Here is a 19,168-nt window from a genome sequence, read left to right on the forward strand (position 1 = left end):
GTATAATCGATTCTACCTGCATAATTTTTATAATATTGGTGACAGTAGTCTAGCGATACCTTCTTTTAACTTAATCCAAGTACTTCTGTTGTCATATTTTTCTACAGTAAGTAATGATGAATGTTTCATATCGTTTTTATAAGCAAGGCGTGAATTTTTTGCAATTTCATGATCATAAATGAATGCATTTACTTCAAAATTAAGGACAAAACTTCTATTATCCATATTTGCTGTACCAATGCTTACGACTTCATCGTCTATAACTACCATTTTACTGTGTATAAAGCCTTTTTCATAAATATGAACATTTACTCCAGCTTTAACAAGTTCTCCTACATTTGCGTATGTTGCCCAATATACGAAAGGATGATCAGGTTTATTTGGAATCATCACATTTACATCTACTCCAGATAAAGATGCTATTTTAATGGCATCTAAAAATGACAAGTCTGGAATAAAATAAGGTGTTTGAATATAAATATGTTTTTTAGCTTCTGAAATCATTTTTAAATAACCGTATTTAATTTGCTCCCATTCTTCATCAGGACCACTTGAAGCAATCTGAATTCCAACTTTTCCACCAGAATCAACATCTGGAAAGTATCTAGATTCGTAAATCATTTTATCACGAGTAGATTGAGAGTTCCAATCCATCATAAATCTTAATTGCAATGCATTAACTGAGTCGCCTTCAAGTTTTAAATGTGTATCTCTCCAATATCCAAACTTTTTATCTAAGCCTAAGTACTCATCACCAACATTAAATCCACCAACATAACCAATTTTCCCATCGATTACGACAATTTTTCTATGGTTTCGATTATTCATTCTGAAGTTGATTAGAGGTAACTTTGATGGAAAGAAACTAGCAACTTCGCCACCTAGTTCTCTAAACTTTTTAAAGGATGATAAGTTTAACTTACGAGAGCCCATATCATCATATAACATTTTAACTTCTATACCTTCTTGTAATTTCTTTTCAAGTTCTTTTAAGATTTTTTTACCTAAATTATCTTTTTTGAAAATATAATATTGAATATGGATATATTCTTTAGCATTTTTAATGTCTTCAATAAGAGAATCAAACTTATCATGACCATCAGTGAACATTTCAACTTTGTTATCAGTTGTTAAGAATGCTGAATTATTATATAAAAGCATATGAATAAGATGTTTATAGTTGTAAATTTCAGGTTTATCAATTTCGAAATTATTTTCATCTATTGCTTTAATTTGCTCGTTAATAATGTGTTCGAGGCCAATTTTGTCTTCTTCGTCTAAATTGAAGATACTTTTTTTCTGAATTTGTCTTCCAAATAATAGGTAAAGTATAAACCCGAGTATAGGGACGAATAGCAGTACTAATAGCCATGCCCATATTGCGCCAGCTTCTCTTGGCTCTAAAAAGATAATAATAAATCCAAATACGACATTTAAAATAAAAGCCGTAATAAGTAGCACTGATACTACGATGGAGAAATCAAATGAAAAATACGAGAAAAAGTCCATACCAATGCCTCCGTTTCTTTATCTTTAACCTAGTATAATACATTTAAAATAAAATTGAAAAGGTTGTATTTGACCGTCATTAAACATATGCATATAATTAAAAGAATAAGGTAGAAAATTAAATAAAATATATATAAATAGGAGTGTTAACATGAAAGAACAAATTATAAACGTTGAAGGTATGTCATGTGCGCATTGCAAACAAGCAGTAGAAGAATCAGTAGGACAATTAGTCGGTGTTAGTGAAGTCGTTGCAAGTCCAGATGATAATCAAGTAAGAGTAGTTTATCAAGATCCAGCAAGTATAGATAATATTGAAAATGCAATTTTTGATGCAGGTTACGAAGTAGTTTAATAAAATTTTCATAATTATTATAAAAACATAACAATTCAAACGAAAATATAACAATATAGTCCGAATGAACTATAGTCAAATTGATAATTTTAGAGTAGAATGTAGTTAAGGTAACTAAATTGAATAAGAGGTGGTACCCATGAATCAACCTAAGTCAAAGGTAAAGAATGTGGTCAAACTTTTATCATCATTAGGCGTAAACATAACAGAAACTAAGTCACGAATAGAAATAATGCGTAGTTTGCCTAACGTAGCTGCAAACAAACTAAAATAATATAATGGTGAATTTAAAAAAGCATCCTCAGCTGAGGATGCTTTTTTAATGTTTTATTCTGATTCTATATTTTCTTTTGATACTGTATATTTATCTTTTTCGTGATAAAAAATTGATAATAATATACCTACACCCGCCATGAGAGACCATAGAGCAGATCCACCATAACTAATAAATGGAAGTGGTATACCTGTAATTGGTAATAACTGAATCGTCATACCAATATTTTGCACAACGTGGAACAATACATATGATATGTAACCAATTATAAAGACTACATTGAATGGATGGCTCGTTATTGTTGCTAGTCTTATTAAGTGAATAAATAATGCTAAAAAGATAATAAGGACGACCATTGTTCCTAAAAACCCAAATTCTTCACCAATAACTGAAAAAATAAAGTCAGTATGATTTTCAGGTATATAAACTTCTCCGTTATTTAGCCCTTTACCAAATATTTGTCCAGATCCTATAGCTTTTAAAGACTCGGTTAAATGATAACCATCTCCTGAGCTATATGCATATGGGTCTAACCAAGAATTTATTCGTCCCAGTTGGTAAGTCTTTATACCAGATACTTTTTCGATAATACTTGGTTTAAAAATCATAAGCAAAATCAAACTAGATCCAATAGCAAATAAACCGACAAATACCGGTGCTAGAATTCTCCAAGTAACACCTGAAACAATCACGATACCGAGTATAATTGCAATTAATACGAGCGTTGTACCTAAATCATTTTGAAATAGAATTAACGCCATTGGTATTAATGAGGTTAAACCGATTTTCATTAATAAGTTTAAATCTCTAGTCAAAGATTTATTATAAGTAAATCTATTATGTTGATAAATGACATTCGCCAGTGCCATTATTAATATAATTTTCATAAATTCTGATGGTTGTACACTTATTGGTCCAAGTCTATACCAACTTTTTGCACCATTTATGATAGGCGTGAAACTTGATTCTGGTAATATTAACAAACCAACTAAGGATAGGTTTCCAATTATGTAAATAATCCATACATACTTTCGTAAAGTCTTTGGTGAAATAAACATTAAGCCAACTGCTAAAAGAAACCCAAGTACATAGTATAAGATTTGTTTAAGTAGGAAGTTTGTTTCATATTGCCCGCCAGACATTGCTGAATTGATGATTAAACAACTTGTCCCAAATAGTATAAGAATGATTGTAATTAATCGCCAATCAATTCTCTCTAGGAACGATTTATTTAATGTTCGAGTAGAAGTTTCCATTAAAAGACTCCTTTAATTAACGCTAAATTTCATAATTATCATTATAACTTGATTGTACATAAAGTGGTACAATTTTGCTATTCTCAAAATGGTTATTTTTAAAATAGTAATGTTGATAGGTGCATCAAAGGTAGTAAACATGATAAAATATAGGCTAACAATCTACTTGGAGGCGTCTTTATGTCTAAAAAAAATATTTGTATTATATATGGTGGGAAAAGTGCTGAACATGATGTATCGATATTAACAGCACAAAATGTTATTAATTCAGTTGATTTAACTAAATACATTATCGATATTATATACATAACGAATGATGGTGACTGGATTAAAAGTGAACAATCCATTAATGAAAAAATCACTGACATCGATCAATTAAAATTAACATGCGTTGAACTAACACCAATTTCTAAATTACTTGAAGTAAGTAATAATGGTGAAGCATATAGTGCTGTATTCCCACTATTACATGGTCCTAACGGAGAAGATGGTACGATTCAAGGACTATTTGAAGTGCTAGATATACCTTATGTTGGGAATGGAGTTCTTGCAGCTTCAAGTTCAATGGACAAATTAGTAATGAAACATTTATTTGCACATAGAGGGTTACCACAATTACCATATGTAAGTTTCTTAAAAAGTGAGTATGAAAAGTATGAACATAATATAATTGAATTAATTCAAAATAAACTTGAATATCCAGTTTTTGTAAAGCCTGCTAATTTAGGTTCAAGTGTAGGTATAAGTAAATGTACAAATAAAGAAGAGCTCATTTCTGGTATTGATGAAGCATTTCAATTTGACCGTAAGCTTGTAATTGAACAAGGTGTCGATGCAAGAGAAATAGAGGTCGCTGTATTAGGAAATGATTATCCAGAAACGACTTTACCGGGAGAAGTTATTAAAGATGTACAATTTTATGATTATAAATCAAAATATAAAGATGGTAAGGTACAACTTCAAATTCCAGCTGATATAGATGAAGAAACAGCTACTACATTAAGAAATATGGCTGTAGAAGCATTCAAAGCAACGGATTGTTCTGGTCTAGTGAGAGCAGATTTCTTCTTGACTGAGGATAATACTATTTATATTAATGAAACGAACGCAATGCCAGGATTTACTCAATATAGTATGTATCCTTTATTATGGGAAAATATGAATTTGAGTTATACAGAACTTATAACGAAGTTAATTGAACTTGCTATTGAACGTTACGATAACAAGAAAAATATTAAATACAAAATTGACTGAGGGTAATCATAATGAATATTAAATTACGTAAAATAAAAGAATGGATAGATTGTGAAATTCAAGAAGATTATTTAGATGAAGTTGTACAAGGGACTTGTATTGACTCTAGAAAAATTGAAAAATCAAATTTGTTTATTCCCTTTAAAGGTGAAAATGTTGATGGTCATCGATTTGTTAGTCAAACGTTAGAAAATGGTGCTGGTGCTTCATTTTGGCAAAAAGACATACCTAATCCTCCTAAAGGACCGATTATATTCGTTGAGGATACATTGGTAGCATTACAAGATTTGGCTAAGTCATATTTAAGATATGTTAATCCTAAAGTTGTTGCAATTACAGGATCAAATGGTAAAACAACAACTAAAGATATGGTCGAGTGCGTTCTAAACAAATCTTTTAAAGTAAAGAAAACGCAAGGCAATTACAATAATGAAATAGGATGCCCACTTACAATTTTGGATTTAGATGAAGACACTGAAGTATCTATATTAGAAATGGGTATGAGTGGCTTTGGTGAAATAAGAGAATTAACACTTTTAGCTGAACCAGATGTTGCAATTGTGACAAATATTGGCGAATCTCATATGCAAGATCTTGGATCAAGAGAAGGTATTGCAAAAGCAAAATTTGAAATTACTGAAGGACTTAAAGATGATGGTTTATTTATTTATGATGGAGATGAGCCATTACTTAAATCAATCGTTACTTCAATTAACAATACTAAAGTATCAGTAGGAACAAATGTCGATAATAACGTGATTATACAAACTAACCAATCAACAAGTAATGGCATAAACTTTCAATTGAACAATAGCAATATGGTGTACCACTTAAGCATATTAGGTGAGCATAATGTTAAAAATGCTACGTATGCGATACAAGTTGCAAAACAATTTGGTGTAACCGAAGATATTATTCAAAGTACTTTAGATGATTTAGTTTTGACAGATATGAGAATGCAGCGTATCGAAACAGAAAAATATGGTTTACTAATTAATGATGCTTATAATGCAAGTCCAACAAGTATGAAAGCGGCGATTGATACACTGCACAATATGGAGTCAGATGACAAAATATTAATATTAGCTGATGTTCTAGAATTAGGTGATATGAGTAAAGAAATGCATCAACAAGTTGGCTATTACTTAGAAGGCAAAGATATTCAAACATTAATCACTTATGGAGAAGAAGCGGCTCATATATCCAATATTGCAAGTGAGTATATTCAAAATCATTACCATTTTGATTCTAAAGAAAAAATTACAGACTACTTAAAAGAACATTTAAATGGAGAAAGTGTTACTTTATTTAAAGGATCAAGAGGTATGTCACTAGAAACGATTATCAATTCACTAACATGAAAATAGGTATTTTATTTTTACATGGATATACAGGGGGAAGATACGAATTATTACCTTTGATTGAATACTTAAGTAGTCGATATGAGTTTATACTTGAAGCACCTGAATATCCTGGGCATGGTCTTAATTTATTAATAAAAGATACAAATGAAGATATGTGGTATGAAAGAGCTCAAAAGTCATATGAAATACTTAGAGAGAAATCAGATGTCGTCATCGTTATTGGTTTTTCTATGGGTGGCGTTATTGCAGGACTGCTTGCTAAAATTGAACAACCAGATAAATTGATTTTAATCGCTCCTGCATATGAAAATATTAATATTCAACAATTAGTAAAATCACCTTATCGCTTTATTAATAATATGCGTCATGCTGATTTGAAAATATTAGAGTTTATGTTGTTAAGAACGATTAAAATAAATTATAAATCTTTTCTAGCATTTAAAAAATTACAGCAAAGTGCATTATATATACCAGAACAAATTGATGCTATGACTCTCATTATACACGGAACGATTGATGGGTTAGTTCCAATAGATAAATCTAGAGATCTTGTATCAAGAATTAAAAATGCTAGATTAGTTGAAATTGATAGAGGACCACATGAAATTTGTTTATCAAAAGTGAATTATAAAGTTTTTTATGAAGTTGAAAAATTTATATTTAAAAATAAATAATGATGTAAAACTGTACTAAATCCCTTTTTAGTGCAGTTTTTTTATGTTTTAAACTATGAAAATAAAATGTAAACGACGATTTAACTGCATTGCGCTATTGCTAAAAGGGTGGTAGTATATAGAAGTTGAATAAAAAAGAAGAGAAGAATTAACTATCTAAAAGGAGAATTATTTTGCAAAAATTTAAAGAATTAGGTATTTCTGAAGCTACCTTAAACGCTTTGGACGGAATGGGCTTTACTGAGCCAACACCAATACAAATTGAAAGTATTCCTCATACATTACAAGGTACGGACGTGCTAGGACAAGCACAAACTGGAACAGGAAAAACTGGTGCATTCGGTATCCCATTAATAGATAAAGTAGCAGAAAAACAAGGTGTTCAAGCATTAATACTTGCACCAACACGTGAATTAGCAAACCAAGTAGCGGAGCAATTACGTAGTTTTAGTAAAGGACAAAATGTAAGTGTTGTTACTGTATTTGGTGGTATGCCAATAGACAGACAGATTAAATCACTTAAAAAAGGTCCTCAAATCGTAGTAGGTACACCTGGTCGTGTTATTGACCACTTAAATAGAAAGACGTTAAAAACAGAATCTATTTCAACGTTAATATTAGACGAAGCAGACGAAATGATGAACATGGGCTTTATAGATGATATGAGATTTATAATGTCTAAACTTCCATCTGAAAACCGTCAAACATTACTATTCTCAGCTACAATGCCTAAAGCTATTCAAGAATTAGTTCAAAAATTCATGAAGAGTCCAAAAATCGTTAAAACAATGTCTAACGAATTATCAGATCCTCAAATCGATGAGTACTACACTATCGTAAAAGAATTAGAAAAATTCGAGACATTTACTAATTTATTAGATGTTCAAAATCCAGAATTAGCAATCGTGTTTGGACGTACTAAGCGCCGTGTTGATGAATTAACTAGCGCTTTAATTTCTAAAGGCTATCGTGCTGAAGGATTACATGGTGATATTACACAAGCTAAACGTTTAGAAGTATTGAAGAAATTCAAAAATGACAAAATCGACATTTTAGTTGCAACTGATGTTGCTGCACGTGGTTTGGATATTTCAGGCGTAAGTCATGTTTATAACTTTGATATTCCTCAAGATACTGAAAGCTATACTCACCGTATTGGCCGTACAGGTAGAGCAGGTAAAAAAGGCGCTGCAATAACATTTGTTAACCCAGTTGAAATGGATTATATCCGTCAAATTGAAAAAGCAAATAAACGCCAAATGACTTCTTTACGTCCACCAACACCTGGTGAAGTAATGCAAGCTAAAGAATCAGATGTTAAAGATAAAGTTAAAGGTTGGGTGGAAAGTCCAATCGAAGGACGCATTGAAAAAATAGCTGAAGAGCTAATCAATGTATATGGAGATCAAAAATTAGTTGCTGCATTATTGCAAGAATTAATTACTTCAAATAACGAATCAGATGTTCAATTAACATTTGAAAAACCATTATCTAAAAAATCTGGTCAAAGAGGTAACCGCGGTGGAGGTAATTCTCGTGGTAAATCTAGAACTAGATTTGAAGGTAAAAATAACAAACGTCGTAGTAACGACAAAAACAGCAATTTTGACCGTAATAAAGGTAAAAATACTAAACCAAATAAACCTCGTTCAAAAAAACAATTCTCAGGTAGAACATTCGCTGAGCATTCAAAATAAAATTACGAAAGTGTGTGTAATCTCTAAGGTTACACACACTTTTTTTATGATATAATACACGTAAATTGATCAATAGAGGAGATTATATGTATAAACAAGTACTCGATAATAATATGCCAAAACAGTCTATAAAATACGAGTATATTCATCATATTTTTAATGTAATAGCTATACTAATATTGTTTAGTGTATTTTTGTATTTATGGAATAAATTTGAGTGGTGGACGTTTCTTATTTATGTAATTCCAACTTTAGCTATTATGATGATTGTAATTGGATTCATTAATCCTATTATTAGATTAAAAAGAACCTCATTTGAAATAGGTGAACAATATATAGAAGTACAGAAAGGTCTGTATTATCAAAAGAGGTCTGTACAACCATATAGAAGAGTCCAATTTGTGAAAATTAAGCATGGGCCAATTTCAAGAATGTTAAATATATATTTTGTAGTTGTTGTAACAGCTGGTAGTTCAGTATTCTTACCAATGGTTAATCGACAAACTGCAGACAAAACGAGGTTAAATATCATGACAAAAGTTAAAGAGGTGACAGATGATGTTTAATCCGCAGAAGTTGCATCCAATCTCATATGTTAGTGGCTTTTTACAAAGTTTAAAAGAAAATATCTTTCCATTAATCATTGCAGTATTTCTAGTTATAACACGCGGCTTTGATAATATTTGGGATCTCACGTTTCCAATAGTTATTTTAGCTTTTTCTTTAATTATTAGTATATTTAAAGGTATTAAAATTTATAAAACCCGTTATTGGATTGAAAAAGATCAATTAATTATGACTTGGGGTGTCTTTTCGAAAAACAGAAAAGAGTTAAATATAGAAAGAATTCAATCAGTTGATACTTCTCAAAATATTGTCCATCAATTGTTAGGAGGCGTTAATTTAAGTGTGAAAACGCCTAGTGATGGTATAGAACTAGATACAATCACAAAAAAGCAAAGTGATGAATTGTCTGAGTATCTGAAAGATCGAAAGAATAAGCTTAAAAATAATGAAACAAATCAAGATGTACAAGTAGAAGAAGATATTGAACATCATGACCACAATATTTCTGAAAGTAGCCGTAAAGAAGAGGCTGTATTTTTCCAGTTATCAGTAAAAGAATTATTGAAAATGAGTTTTACGAGTGGTGGTATTTTAATTGTCTTTGCAGCACTAGGATCATTATCAGGGGTTATTACGCAAGTTATTGATATTGAAGATTATATTAGCCCATTAATAAATCAAGTAATGAACTTAACATTTGTCATCATTTCGATAGTAGTCGTGTTTATTATGATGAGTTATATTATAGGATCGCTTATTGTGTTCATTAAGAACTATAAATATCAATTAACATTTGATGGGGAATTACTAACTGTTAAGTATGGATTGTTAACAGTTCAGAAAAGAACTGTTCCTATCAAAAGAATACAAGCATTACAAGAAGAAGAATCACTTTTCAGACGTGCTATAGGATATACTAAAATTTCTGCTATTATTACTTCAGATGGTCATTTTGAAAATAATGAAGAATCTGATATAGGTACAGTTACAATACTTCCATTTATGAAGAAACAAGAAGCTTATAAATTATTAGAAGAAATTATTCCACAATTTCAATTTCATTCTGTAAATCAAGGGTTGCCTGCTCAAGGTATACGCAGAAGAGTATTTGTTCCGACAGTAATTTTGGCAATAGCTATTATTCCTATACAAATATATTTATGGTCTTATACATGGATAATTGGAGTAGTAATATTTTTAATAATGGTGTTATTTGCAAGTGTTATTACAATGAAGTCAGGTTTCAAAATATACGATGATTCAATTGTGATTTTGAATGCAACTCCATTTCAATATTCAACAATTTGGGCAAATAGAGACAAAGTTTTGACATTTGAATTGCATGAAAATCTTATAATTAAAAGAAAAGATATAGCACATTTCAATATACATTTAGCATATGGAAGTGCCATGATGTCTAAAGGATTAAGGTTTATAAATATAGAAGATGCATTAAACATCTACAATTGGTACAAATATAAAGGAGGTAATGATCATGCTTCCTAGATATAGAATGGATAAAAAAGGAATGACAGTGGAAAGAATTGGATCATCCATTACAATTTCTTTATTATTAATTATTTTAATAGTTATGTTTGTGATTTTTGAATTGTTGTGGACAGACGTTTCTAAATGGTTTTTGACTATACCTATAGCAATTATTTTTTTCATAAGTATTTATGGCTTAATAATTCAACCTTACTATATGTATAGAAATTTCCGTTACGAAATTAATGATGATGAAATTAACATTAAATCTGGAATATTTATGATAAAAGAAACAACAATTCCGATGGGTAGAATTCAAAATGTCGACTTGTATGAAGGATTTATTATGAGAAAATACAATTTGGCCAATATCACCTTATCTACAGCAGGTGGTAATGAAATGATTCAATATTTAAATAAGGATAAAGCGAATAAAATTAAATATGCTATCCAAAATAGAATTGAAAATGACATTAACCAGTGAGAATGAAGGTGTAAATTATGATTCATGGTGTTGGTATTGATTTAGTTGAAATTAAACGTATTAAAGAATGGTATGATAAACGACCAACAATGGTTAATAAAATTTTAACAGACAATGAACTAGAAATTTTTAATAAAATAAACCTGGATAATAGGAAAGTTGAATTTATTTCTGGCAGATTTGCTGTAAAGGAAGCTTTTACTAAAGCAATGGGTACCGGTATTGGTAAAAAGTACGGCTTTCATTCTATCAACTGTTTACCTGATGAGAATGGGAAACCTGAAATAGCCTGTGATGGTTTTCATGTCCATACGTCTATCACACATACTGAGAAGTATGCTGAGGCAATTGTTATTATCGAAAAAGATAATAATAAGCAAGAATAATATCTATATGATAAAATACACTTATTATAAGAGGAGGTGCCTTGCTGTTGTCCGAAAAATATTATAGGCCAACTTATATCAATGTTGATTTAAAGGCAATACTAGAAAATTATCAAGCTGTAGGTAGATTACATCCAAATAAGAAAATTATGGCAGTCGTTAAAGCAAATGGTTACGGTTTAGGTAGTGTGCCGATTGCATCTTATTTAATGAATGAAGGTGTCGATTTCTTTGCAGTTGCTACTTTAGATGAAGCTATTGAGTTAAGAATGCACGGTATAAAAGCGAAAATATTAGTACTAGGTGTGATTAATACAAAAGATATTAATAAAGCAGTACAACATAGAGTTGCCTTAACTGTTCCAACTGAAGAATGGTTAGATAAAGCAATTGAATCACTCGATGATAACGCTGATAAACCGTTATGGATGCACATAAAAGTAGACACAGGTATGGGCAGAATTGGATTGAGAGATATTGAAAGTTATCAATCTGCTATCAACAAAATAGAACAACATGAACGATTAATATTTGAAGGTGTTTATACACATTTTGCTTCTGCAGATGAGCCAAATGATTTTTCGAAAAATCAATATGACTTATTTGAAGAATTTGTACAATCTTCAAAAACACCAGAATATATTCATTCACAAAATTCAGCAGGTGCTCTTAGGTATGATGCATCTATCTGTACAGCAGTAAGATTTGGCATTTCTTTATATGGTTATTATCCATCTAAATATATTCAAGAAATTTCAAACTTAAAATTAAAACCAGCAGCTCAATTAGTAACTGAAATTGTTCAAACTAAATATCTTGAACCTGGAGATACAGTGAGTTATGGCACTACTTATACTGCTGAAGAACGCATTAAAGTAGCTACACTTCCAATTGGATATGCTGATGGATATTTAAGAAAAATGCAAAATACTTATGTTAATGTAAATGGTGTAAACTGCCCCGTAATTGGTAGAGTATGTATGGATCAAACAATGATTAAAATTCCTGATGACATAAAAACAGGCGATAAAGTTATTTTAATGGATAATCATGTTGATTCAGAACAATCTGCTGAAAGGATTGCTGATGCGTTAGAAACGATTAATTATGAAGTACTTTGTAACTTAAAAAAGAGGTTACCACGTATTTATCATGATGGTGAAAATGAAGAAGTTACAAATGAATTACTGAAATAGCATAGTCAAATAGAGTTACATTTGTTATGATATTAATAACTTAATCAACATAAATTCATACTTAATTTATCTGGAGGTATTTGTTATGACATCTTTAACTCAAAATCGTACTCAAAGTTTAGAACAAACACTGAAAGAAGGATATCGTTCTATGGCTGACTTAAATCTCTCCCTTGCATCTGAAGCTTACTATAGTGAATGTGAAGCTTGTGATTCAAATGAATCGCACTTAGCATCTCAACAAGGTGAATAAATGAGAAGAGGAGATGTATATCTCGCAGATCTTTCACCAGTTACTGGTTCTGAACAAGGGGGAACAAGACCAGTCGTAATTATCCAGAATGATACGGGTAACAGATATAGTCCGACTGTCATTGTAGCAGCAATTACTGGTAAGATAAATAAAGCTAAAATACCTACACATGTAGAAATTGAAGCAGCGAAATATAAACTAGATAGAGATTCAGTTATTTTGCTTGAACAAATCAGAACTATTGATAAGAAACGATTAAAAGAAAAACTAACATATTTATCTGATGCAAAGATGAAAGAGGTTGATACAGCTATAGCCATCAGCCTCAACCTTACTTTGCAACAAAGATTTGATGCATTAGGTAATACATAATGAATTTAAAACATTCTCCGCTTTAGGATTAGCCTAAAGCTTTTTTAGTCTATTTGAAACGAGGTGACTTTGTGTCAGAACAGAAGAAGCAACAGTATCAAAAATTATTAGTCGATTATGTTAAGACTAGTAATGATGAAATTTTATCCGCTTGTCAAACTTATTCGACAGAAGCTATTGAAGATAATGTTTCACCAGAAGAAATTGTACAACTACATATTGAGATCATAGAAAAAGAACAAAGTTTAAGTAAGTCACAAATCATGAGTTCATTTGATGTTCTTTTAGAAGTAATGATAGGCTATGGTTTTACATATCGTGACTATAAAAAATTATTAAATAAAATAAAAATACATGACAAAGAAATGGAAGTTGCTTCAAGTTTGCAACAAACTATGCTTAAACCACAAATACCTCAATTTGATAGTATACAAATAGGGGCTATTTCTGTGCCTGCACAAAAAGTAAGTGGAGATTATTTTAATTTAATTGATCATAACGATGGTACGATGAGCTTTGCTGTAGCAGATGTAATAGGTAAAGGTATTCCTGCAGCATTAGCTATGAGTATGATTAAATTTGGAATGGATTCTTATGGACATTCTCAACTTCCGAGTGATGGACTTAAACGTTTAAACCGTGTTGTGGAAAAGAACGTCAATCAAAACATGTTTGTAACGATGTTCTATGGTCTATATGAAGAAATAAATAATATGCTCTATTATAGTTCAGCAGGTCATGAACCAGGTTATATATATAGAAGTCAAACTGGTGAATTTGAAGAAATGACAGAACGTGGTATCGTACTTGGTGTTCATAAACATACTAGATATAAACAAAGTGAAATAAAAATAGAACTACAAGATATGATTATCGTATTTACTGATGGTGTAACAGAGTTGAGAAATCAACAAAATGAGTTTGTTAAAACAAATGATTTACTTAAAATGATCAATGAGTATAAACAACTTCATCCACAAGATATAGTGCAAATTCTATATGAAGAACTCGTTAAACTTCAAAATCCTAATAAGAGAGATGATTTAACGATATTAATTGTAAAGCGTGTTAAATAATGCAAGATTAAAAAATATTTAATCGGGTAAACATAAATGATGAAAGTCTAATATATTTAGGGGTGTATCAAGGAATGAATCTTAACATTGAAACTACTGAGCATGAAAACTACTATGAAATAAAGGTTGGCGGAGAACTAGATGTTTATACTGCGCCTGAACTACAAGAAGTTTTACAACCAATTAGACAAAAAGGAACACACGATATACATGTTAACTTGGAAAACGTAAGTTATATGGATTCTACTGGCTTAGGTTTATTTGTTGGCACATTAAAATCACTCAATGAACACGATAAGTCACTATATGTGCTTGGTGTATCAGAAAGAATTGAGAGATTATTTGATATTACGGGTCTTAAAGAATTAATGCATGTCAACAAAGGAACGGAGGTATAAGATGATGACATCTAACTATGATTATATAGAGATGAGATTTCCTGCTGCTCCAGAATACGTAGGTTTGGTCAGATTAACTTTGTCAGGCGTATTCAATCGAGCTGGCGCTTCATACGAAGATATTGAAGATTCAAAAATCGCTGTATCTGAAGCAGTAACAAATGCTGTTAAACACGCGTATAGTGATAAAGTTGAAGGTGAAATACTAATAGGATATCTTGTGTTCGAAGATAAAATAGAAATCATTGTATCTGATTCAGGAAAAAGCTTTAATTATGAAGAAGCTAAAAAAGTACTTGGACCTTATCAAGAAAGCGATAATATTAATTTCTTGAGACAAGGTGGTTTAGGACTATTTCTTATTGAATCATTGATGGACGAAGTAAGCGTTCAAAAAGATGCTGGTGTTACAATAAGTATGACAAAGTATTTATCTAAAGAGCAGGTGCAAACAAATGACGGAAGAGTCCAAAGCTTATAAAGACGTTTCTCCAAAAGATATTAACGCGTGGATTGCTGATTACCAAGAAAACGATAATAGTGAAGCGCAAGAAAAACTTGTGTTACATTATCAAAAATTAGTAGAGTCTCTAGCATATAAATATTCTAAAGGACAAGCTCACCATGAAGATTTAGTGCAAGTTGGTATGGTAGGCTTATTAGGAGCTATTAAAAGGTTTGATGTATCTTTCAAGAGAAAGTTTGAAGCTTTTTTAGTACCAACAGTAATTGGTGAAATCAAAAGGTATTTAAGAGATAAAACATGGAGTGTACATGTGCCGAGGCGTATTAAAGAAATCGGTCCTAAAATAAAAAAAGCTAATGAAGAACTGACGAATGAATTAGGAAGATCACCTAAAATCATAGAAATTGCTAATAGGATAGAAGTAACAGAAGAAGATGTATTAGAAGCAATGGAAATGGGACAAAGCTATAACGCGTTAAGTGTTGACCATTCAATTGAAGCGGATAAAGACGGTTCGACTGTTACTTTATTAGATATAATGGGCGAATCTGAAGATGGTTATGACTTAACAGAAAAAAGGATGATATTAGAAAAAATCCTTCCAATCTTAACCGAAAGAGAAAGAGAAATTATCCAATACACCTTTATTACGGGCTTGAGTCAAAAAGAAACTGGTGAAAAAATCGGTCTCAGCCAGATGCACGTTTCTAGACTACAAAGAACAGCAATAAAAAAATTAAAAGAAGCAGCAATGAAATAGGAGAGCACCTTAATCGATATAACGCGATTTAAGGTGTTCTTTTTTATTTATTAAAAGGCTGTGAAAGAAGACTTACACAAGATAAAGCATTTATTAGATTTATGTTAAAATAGAATATAATCATTTTTAGGAGGCAATTATGAATCAAGAATTAATAGACATTATAAAAAATAATCATCCCTTTACAGAAAAACAAATTAAAACTGTACTTGAATTGCTAGAAGATAAAAATACAGTGCCTTTTATTGCAAGATATAGAAAAGAGTTAACTGGTGGATTAGATGAAGTAGAAATCAAACTTATTGAAAATGAATATACTTATGCAGTTAACTTACATAAAAGAAAAGAAGAAGTTATTCGATTAATAGATGAGCAAGGTTTACTTACTGATGATTTGAAAAATGACATCCTTAATCAAACTAAGTTACAAAGAATTGAAGACTTATATCGCCCATTTAAGAAAAAGAAAAAAACAAGGGCAACAGAAGCTAAACGTAAAGGTCTTGAACCATTAGCGAATTGGATAATTGAAGGTAACTCAGAAGAACTTTTATCAAATGTAGCATCTAAATATTTAACTGAGGAAGTTGAAACTACTGAAGATGCTATAAAAGGTGCGCAAGATATTATTGCTGAAATCATATCAGATGAACCTAAATATCGAAAATATATTTTAAATAATATCGAGAAACAAGGTAAACTGGTTACTGAAAAGAAAAAGAAAGCTGAAGATGAAAAAAATGTCTTTGAAATGTATTATGCATACGAAGAACCACTAAAAAAAATAGTGCCTCATAGAGTGTTAGCTATAAATCGTGGTGAATCTGAAGGTGTTTTAAAAGTAGCTTTTGAAATTGATCATGAAACATTAAAAAGATATTTAGTATCTCAATACATTAAAAATAATCATAAACACGTTGAAATTATTACTGAAGCAATTGAAGATAGTTTGAAAAGATTAATCCTTCCATCAATTGAAAGAGAAATTAGAAGCGAACTAACTCAAAAAGCTGAAAATCATGCAATCGAGATTTTCTCAGAGAATTTAAAAAACCTGTTATTACAAGCTCCGTTAAAAGGTAAGAAAATATTAGGTCTAGATCCAGCATATAGAACAGGATGTAAATTAGCAGTAATAAATGAATATGGTTCATTTGTTGATAAAAATGTTATTTATCCTCATCCACCAGTTTCAAAAATGGAACAAGCTGAAAAAGTATTTGTCGAATTGATCAATAAACACAATATAGAACTTGTAGCAATCGGAAACGGAACTGCTAGTAGAGAATCAGAACAATTCGTAGCTGAAATGATAAAAAAACATCAACTAGCTTGTCAGTTTGTTATTGTTAATGAAGCTGGGGCTTCTGTATATTCGGCGTCAGATATTGCAAGAGCTGAATTTCCAGATTTTAAAGTAGAAGAAAGAAGTGCGGTTTCAATAGGTAGACGGGTACAGGATCCTTTAAGTGAGCTAGTAAAAATTGATCCTAAATCAATCGGTGTAGGTCAATATCAACATGATGTTAATCAAAAATCATTAAGTGAGACTTTAAAATTCGTTGTAGAAACTGCAGTGAACCAAGTAGGAGTTGATGTTAATACAGCCTCTCCATCATTGCTAAGTTATGTTTCAGGCTTAAGTAACACTGTTGCAAATAATATTATAAAATTTAGAGAAGAAAAAGGTGCAATCTCACATCATTCTGAAATTGCTAAAGTTCCGAGATTAGGAAACAAGACATTTGAACAAAGTATTGGTTTCTTAAGAATATTAGATGGAACAGAACCACTCGATAAAACAGCTATTCACCCAGAAAGTTATAATGCTGCTTATCAATTAATAAACCATGTTGGTCTAAGCAAAGAAGATATTGGAACAGACGCATTAAAAGATGAATTAAGTAAAATAGATTTAAATCAGACAAGTGAAACGCTTAATATTGGTATTCCAACATTAGAAGATATAATTGCGTCACTTATAGCACCTTTAAGAGATCCAAGAGATGAATTTGAAACACCAATATTAAAATCAGACGTACTTTCTATGGAAGACTTGAAACCAAACATGGCATTAAGTGGAACAGTTAGAAATGTTGTAGACTTTGGTGCTTTTGTAGATATCGGCGTAAAGCAAGATGGTTTAGTTCATATTTCTAAATTATCTAAAGGTTATGTTAAACACCCAATGAATATAGTGAGTGTTGGTGATATTGTAGATGTATGGGTACTAGATGTTAATCAAGAAAGACAAAAAGTTTCATTAACTATGATTGATCCTAATGGACGATAATAAATTACAGGAACTAGTATCAAACATCTCATTAGAATCCTTTAATAAACCTTTTGATCATAAAGCCACTTTTAATAAAAGACTTAGAACAACTGGAGGACGTTATTTACTTAATAGTCATAATATCGAAATCAATCCAGAACAATATGAATTTTATGGTATAAAGGCTTTGAAAGACATCATTAAACATGAACTTTGTCATTACCATTTACATATAGAAGGTAAAGGCTATAAACATAGAGATGATGATTTTAGGGAATTGAGCAAAGATGTTGGAGCTCCTAGATTTTGTAAAGCAGTTAAAAGTTATGATGAAAGAGCCAATTATTTATATAAATGTTCGAATTGTAAATTAGAGTTTAAGCGTATTAGAAAGGTCAACACAGTAAAATACAGGTGTGGACGCTGTGGTGGAAAGTTAAGAAAAATGTCATAAATAATAATAAGGAAAGTACTACACTAATAATTTGAGGTGTAGTACTTTTTTTGTAAAAAAGTGAAGAAAAGTTATTGACGAAATGGATGAAACGTCGTATGATAATACACGTTGCTTAAACAAAACGAAACAAAGTTTTAAGAGTTTGTAAGCAATGTAAAATTACATTAAAAAGTTGAGTGTTTGTATTGACTTTGTAAACTCAACGTAATATAATTAATGACAGTCACTCGAACAACATATTGATTTAAGAACTGCAAACCATGCGCGGTCGTGGCGGAATGGCAGACGCGCTAGGTTGAGGGCCTAGTGGGAGTAATCCCGTGGAGGTTCAAATCCTCTCGGCCGCACCATTCATCAATTTAATAATATAACTAAGCGGGTGTAGTTTAGTGGTAAAACCTCAGCCTTCCAAGCTGATGTTGTCGGTTCGATTCCGATCACCCGCTCCAGATTTTTTATAAAATGAACATTGAAAACTGAATGACAATATGTCAACGTTAATTCCAATAATTGAGTGCTTATAGTACTTCAAAGAGTGATTGGCTTAACCAATCAAAAATGAGCTAATCAAGCTTACTTCTATTATGGAGAGTTTGATCCTGGCTCA

General features: G+C 31.0%; 21 protein-coding genes and 2 tRNA genes. 21 read left to right on the top strand and 2 right to left on the bottom strand.

Annotated features, from left to right (window positions below):
- Window positions 1-27: 27 nt before the first annotated feature.
- A complete protein-coding gene (cls, locus tag CD129_RS04555) occupies window positions 28-1,509 on the bottom strand; it encodes a cardiolipin synthase (protein ID WP_115337236.1) in 1,482 nt (493 codons plus the stop codon).
- A gap of 151 nt (window positions 1,510-1,660) precedes the next feature.
- Between cls and CD129_RS04560 the strand changes: the two genes are divergently transcribed.
- Together CD129_RS04560 and CD129_RS13410 are read left to right on the top strand one after the other, a co-directional pair.
- Complete coding sequence (locus CD129_RS04560; RefSeq protein WP_078357993.1) at window positions 1,661-1,864, top strand: copper ion binding protein; 204 nt, start codon at window positions 1,661-1,663, stop codon at window positions 1,862-1,864.
- Window positions 1,865-2,003: 139 nt separating this feature from the next.
- Window positions 2,004-2,138, top strand: coding sequence for an Lmo0850 family protein (locus tag CD129_RS13410; RefSeq protein ID WP_237687731.1), 135 nt, complete (start codon window positions 2,004-2,006; stop codon window positions 2,136-2,138).
- A 53-nt stretch (window positions 2,139-2,191) separates the two neighbouring features.
- On the opposite strand, the gene CD129_RS04565 is transcribed toward CD129_RS13410, so the two are convergent.
- Window positions 2,192-3,394, bottom strand: coding sequence for an FtsW/RodA/SpoVE family cell cycle protein (locus CD129_RS04565; RefSeq protein WP_078357992.1), 1,203 nt, complete (start codon window positions 3,392-3,394; stop codon window positions 2,192-2,194).
- 180 nt (window positions 3,395-3,574) lie between these two features.
- On the opposite strand from CD129_RS04565, the gene CD129_RS04570 reads away from it, so the two are divergent.
- The 19 genes from CD129_RS04570 to CD129_RS04660 all read left to right on the top strand — a co-directional run bounded on the left by CD129_RS04570 (window position 3,575) and on the right by CD129_RS04660 (window position 19,010).
- A complete protein-coding gene (locus CD129_RS04570) occupies window positions 3,575-4,648 on the top strand; it encodes a D-alanine--D-alanine ligase (protein ID WP_078357991.1) in 1,074 nt (357 codons plus the stop codon).
- A gap of 8 nt (window positions 4,649-4,656) precedes the next feature.
- Window positions 4,657-6,009, top strand: coding sequence for a UDP-N-acetylmuramoyl-tripeptide--D-alanyl-D-alanine ligase (locus tag CD129_RS04575; protein ID WP_078357990.1), 1,353 nt, complete (start codon window positions 4,657-4,659; stop codon window positions 6,007-6,009).
- The gene (locus tag CD129_RS04580; RefSeq protein ID WP_107509034.1) at window positions 6,006-6,686 is read left to right on the top strand and encodes an alpha/beta hydrolase; all 681 of its coding nucleotides are present in this window, start codon (window positions 6,006-6,008) and stop codon (window positions 6,684-6,686) included. The genes CD129_RS04575 and CD129_RS04580 overlap by 4 nt, the downstream gene beginning before the upstream one ends.
- A 173-nt stretch (window positions 6,687-6,859) precedes the next feature.
- Window positions 6,860-8,383: a degradosome RNA helicase CshA gene (gene cshA / locus CD129_RS04585; RefSeq protein WP_078357988.1), complete on the top strand. Its 1,524-nt coding sequence runs from the start codon at window positions 6,860-6,862 to the stop codon at window positions 8,381-8,383.
- A gap of 86 nt (window positions 8,384-8,469) precedes the next feature.
- Entirely contained in the window at window positions 8,470-8,949 is a 480-nt protein-coding gene (locus CD129_RS04590) for a PH domain-containing protein (RefSeq protein WP_115337237.1), read from the top strand.
- On the top strand, window positions 8,939-10,456 hold the full coding sequence (locus CD129_RS04595) for a PH domain-containing protein (RefSeq protein ID WP_115337238.1): 1,518 nt from the start codon (window positions 8,939-8,941) through the stop codon (window positions 10,454-10,456). Before CD129_RS04590 ends, CD129_RS04595 begins: the two co-directional genes overlap by 11 nt.
- Window positions 10,446-10,922, top strand: a complete 477-nt coding sequence (locus CD129_RS04600) for a PH domain-containing protein (RefSeq protein WP_078357985.1) — start codon at window positions 10,446-10,448, stop codon at window positions 10,920-10,922. Before CD129_RS04595 ends, CD129_RS04600 begins: the two co-directional genes overlap by 11 nt.
- A 17-nt stretch (window positions 10,923-10,939) precedes the next feature.
- On the top strand, window positions 10,940-11,308 hold the full coding sequence (gene acpS / locus CD129_RS04605; RefSeq protein ID WP_078357984.1) for a holo-ACP synthase: 369 nt from the start codon (window positions 10,940-10,942) through the stop codon (window positions 11,306-11,308).
- Between the two features lie 47 nt (window positions 11,309-11,355).
- A complete protein-coding gene (alr, locus tag CD129_RS04610) occupies window positions 11,356-12,504 on the top strand; it encodes an alanine racemase (protein ID WP_107509038.1) in 1,149 nt (382 codons plus the stop codon).
- A gap of 85 nt (window positions 12,505-12,589) precedes the next feature.
- Window positions 12,590-12,757, top strand: coding sequence for a type II toxin-antitoxin system antitoxin MazE (mazE, locus tag CD129_RS04615; protein WP_048540868.1), 168 nt, complete (start codon window positions 12,590-12,592; stop codon window positions 12,755-12,757).
- A complete protein-coding gene (locus CD129_RS04620; RefSeq protein WP_078357982.1) occupies window positions 12,758-13,129 on the top strand; it encodes a type II toxin-antitoxin system PemK/MazF family toxin in 372 nt (123 codons plus the stop codon).
- A gap of 71 nt (window positions 13,130-13,200) precedes the next feature.
- On the top strand, window positions 13,201-14,205 hold the full coding sequence (locus tag CD129_RS04625; RefSeq protein ID WP_078357981.1) for a SpoIIE family protein phosphatase: 1,005 nt from the start codon (window positions 13,201-13,203) through the stop codon (window positions 14,203-14,205).
- Between the two features lie 74 nt (window positions 14,206-14,279).
- On the top strand, window positions 14,280-14,603 hold the full coding sequence (locus CD129_RS04630; RefSeq protein WP_078357980.1) for an anti-sigma factor antagonist: 324 nt from the start codon (window positions 14,280-14,282) through the stop codon (window positions 14,601-14,603).
- Window positions 14,604-14,607: 4 nt separating this feature from the next.
- Window positions 14,608-15,084: an anti-sigma B factor RsbW gene (gene rsbW / locus CD129_RS04635; RefSeq protein WP_078358053.1), complete on the top strand. Its 477-nt coding sequence runs from the start codon at window positions 14,608-14,610 to the stop codon at window positions 15,082-15,084.
- Window positions 15,059-15,829, top strand: coding sequence for an RNA polymerase sigma factor SigB (gene sigB / locus CD129_RS04640; protein ID WP_115337239.1), 771 nt, complete (start codon window positions 15,059-15,061; stop codon window positions 15,827-15,829). Before rsbW ends, sigB begins: the two co-directional genes overlap by 26 nt.
- A gap of 139 nt (window positions 15,830-15,968) precedes the next feature.
- Complete coding sequence (locus tag CD129_RS04645; protein WP_107509040.1) at window positions 15,969-18,122, top strand: Tex family protein; 2,154 nt, start codon at window positions 15,969-15,971, stop codon at window positions 18,120-18,122.
- Window positions 18,112-18,558, top strand: a complete 447-nt coding sequence (locus tag CD129_RS04650; protein ID WP_078357977.1) for a SprT family protein — start codon at window positions 18,112-18,114, stop codon at window positions 18,556-18,558. Before CD129_RS04645 ends, CD129_RS04650 begins: the two co-directional genes overlap by 11 nt.
- Before the next feature lie 267 nt (window positions 18,559-18,825).
- Window positions 18,826-18,911 (top strand) — tRNA-Leu (locus tag CD129_RS04655).
- A gap of 25 nt (window positions 18,912-18,936) precedes the next feature.
- A tRNA-Gly gene (locus CD129_RS04660) sits at window positions 18,937-19,010 on the top strand.
- Window positions 19,011-19,168: the final 158 nt, after the last annotated feature.

This window comes from Mammaliicoccus fleurettii (assembly GCF_003970575.1).
GTDB classification, from domain to species: Bacteria; Bacillota; Bacilli; order Staphylococcales; family Staphylococcaceae; genus Mammaliicoccus; species Mammaliicoccus fleurettii.

Bases quoted from the DNA above. Each gene is read 5' to 3' on its own strand.
- cls (WP_115337236.1), bottom strand. From the start codon at position 1,509: ATGGACTTTTTCTCGTATTTTTCATTTGATTTCTCCATCGTAGTATCA.
- CD129_RS04560 (WP_078357993.1), top strand. From the start codon at position 1,661: ATGAAAGAACAAATTATAAACGTTGAAGGTATGTCATGTGCGCATTGC.
- CD129_RS13410 (WP_237687731.1), top strand. From the start codon at position 2,004: ATGAATCAACCTAAGTCAAAGGTAAAGAATGTGGTCAAACTTTTATCA.
- CD129_RS04565 (WP_078357992.1), bottom strand. From the start codon at position 3,394: ATGGAAACTTCTACTCGAACATTAAATAAATCGTTCCTAGAGAGAATT.
- CD129_RS04570 (WP_078357991.1), top strand. From the start codon at position 3,575: ATGTCTAAAAAAAATATTTGTATTATATATGGTGGGAAAAGTGCTGAA.
- CD129_RS04580 (WP_107509034.1), top strand. From the start codon at position 6,006: ATGAAAATAGGTATTTTATTTTTACATGGATATACAGGGGGAAGATAC.
- CD129_RS04590 (WP_115337237.1), top strand. From the start codon at position 8,470: ATGTATAAACAAGTACTCGATAATAATATGCCAAAACAGTCTATAAAA.
- CD129_RS04595 (WP_115337238.1), top strand. From the start codon at position 8,939: ATGATGTTTAATCCGCAGAAGTTGCATCCAATCTCATATGTTAGTGGC.
- CD129_RS04600 (WP_078357985.1), top strand. From the start codon at position 10,446: ATGCTTCCTAGATATAGAATGGATAAAAAAGGAATGACAGTGGAAAGA.
- acpS (WP_078357984.1), top strand. From the start codon at position 10,940: ATGATTCATGGTGTTGGTATTGATTTAGTTGAAATTAAACGTATTAAA.
- mazE (WP_048540868.1), top strand. From the start codon at position 12,590: ATGACATCTTTAACTCAAAATCGTACTCAAAGTTTAGAACAAACACTG.
- CD129_RS04620 (WP_078357982.1), top strand. From the start codon at position 12,758: ATGAGAAGAGGAGATGTATATCTCGCAGATCTTTCACCAGTTACTGGT.
- CD129_RS04630 (WP_078357980.1), top strand. From the start codon at position 14,280: ATGAATCTTAACATTGAAACTACTGAGCATGAAAACTACTATGAAATA.
- rsbW (WP_078358053.1), top strand. From the start codon at position 14,608: ATGACATCTAACTATGATTATATAGAGATGAGATTTCCTGCTGCTCCA.
- sigB (WP_115337239.1), top strand. From the start codon at position 15,059: ATGACGGAAGAGTCCAAAGCTTATAAAGACGTTTCTCCAAAAGATATT.
- CD129_RS04645 (WP_107509040.1), top strand. From the start codon at position 15,969: ATGAATCAAGAATTAATAGACATTATAAAAAATAATCATCCCTTTACA.
- CD129_RS04650 (WP_078357977.1), top strand. From the start codon at position 18,112: ATGGACGATAATAAATTACAGGAACTAGTATCAAACATCTCATTAGAA.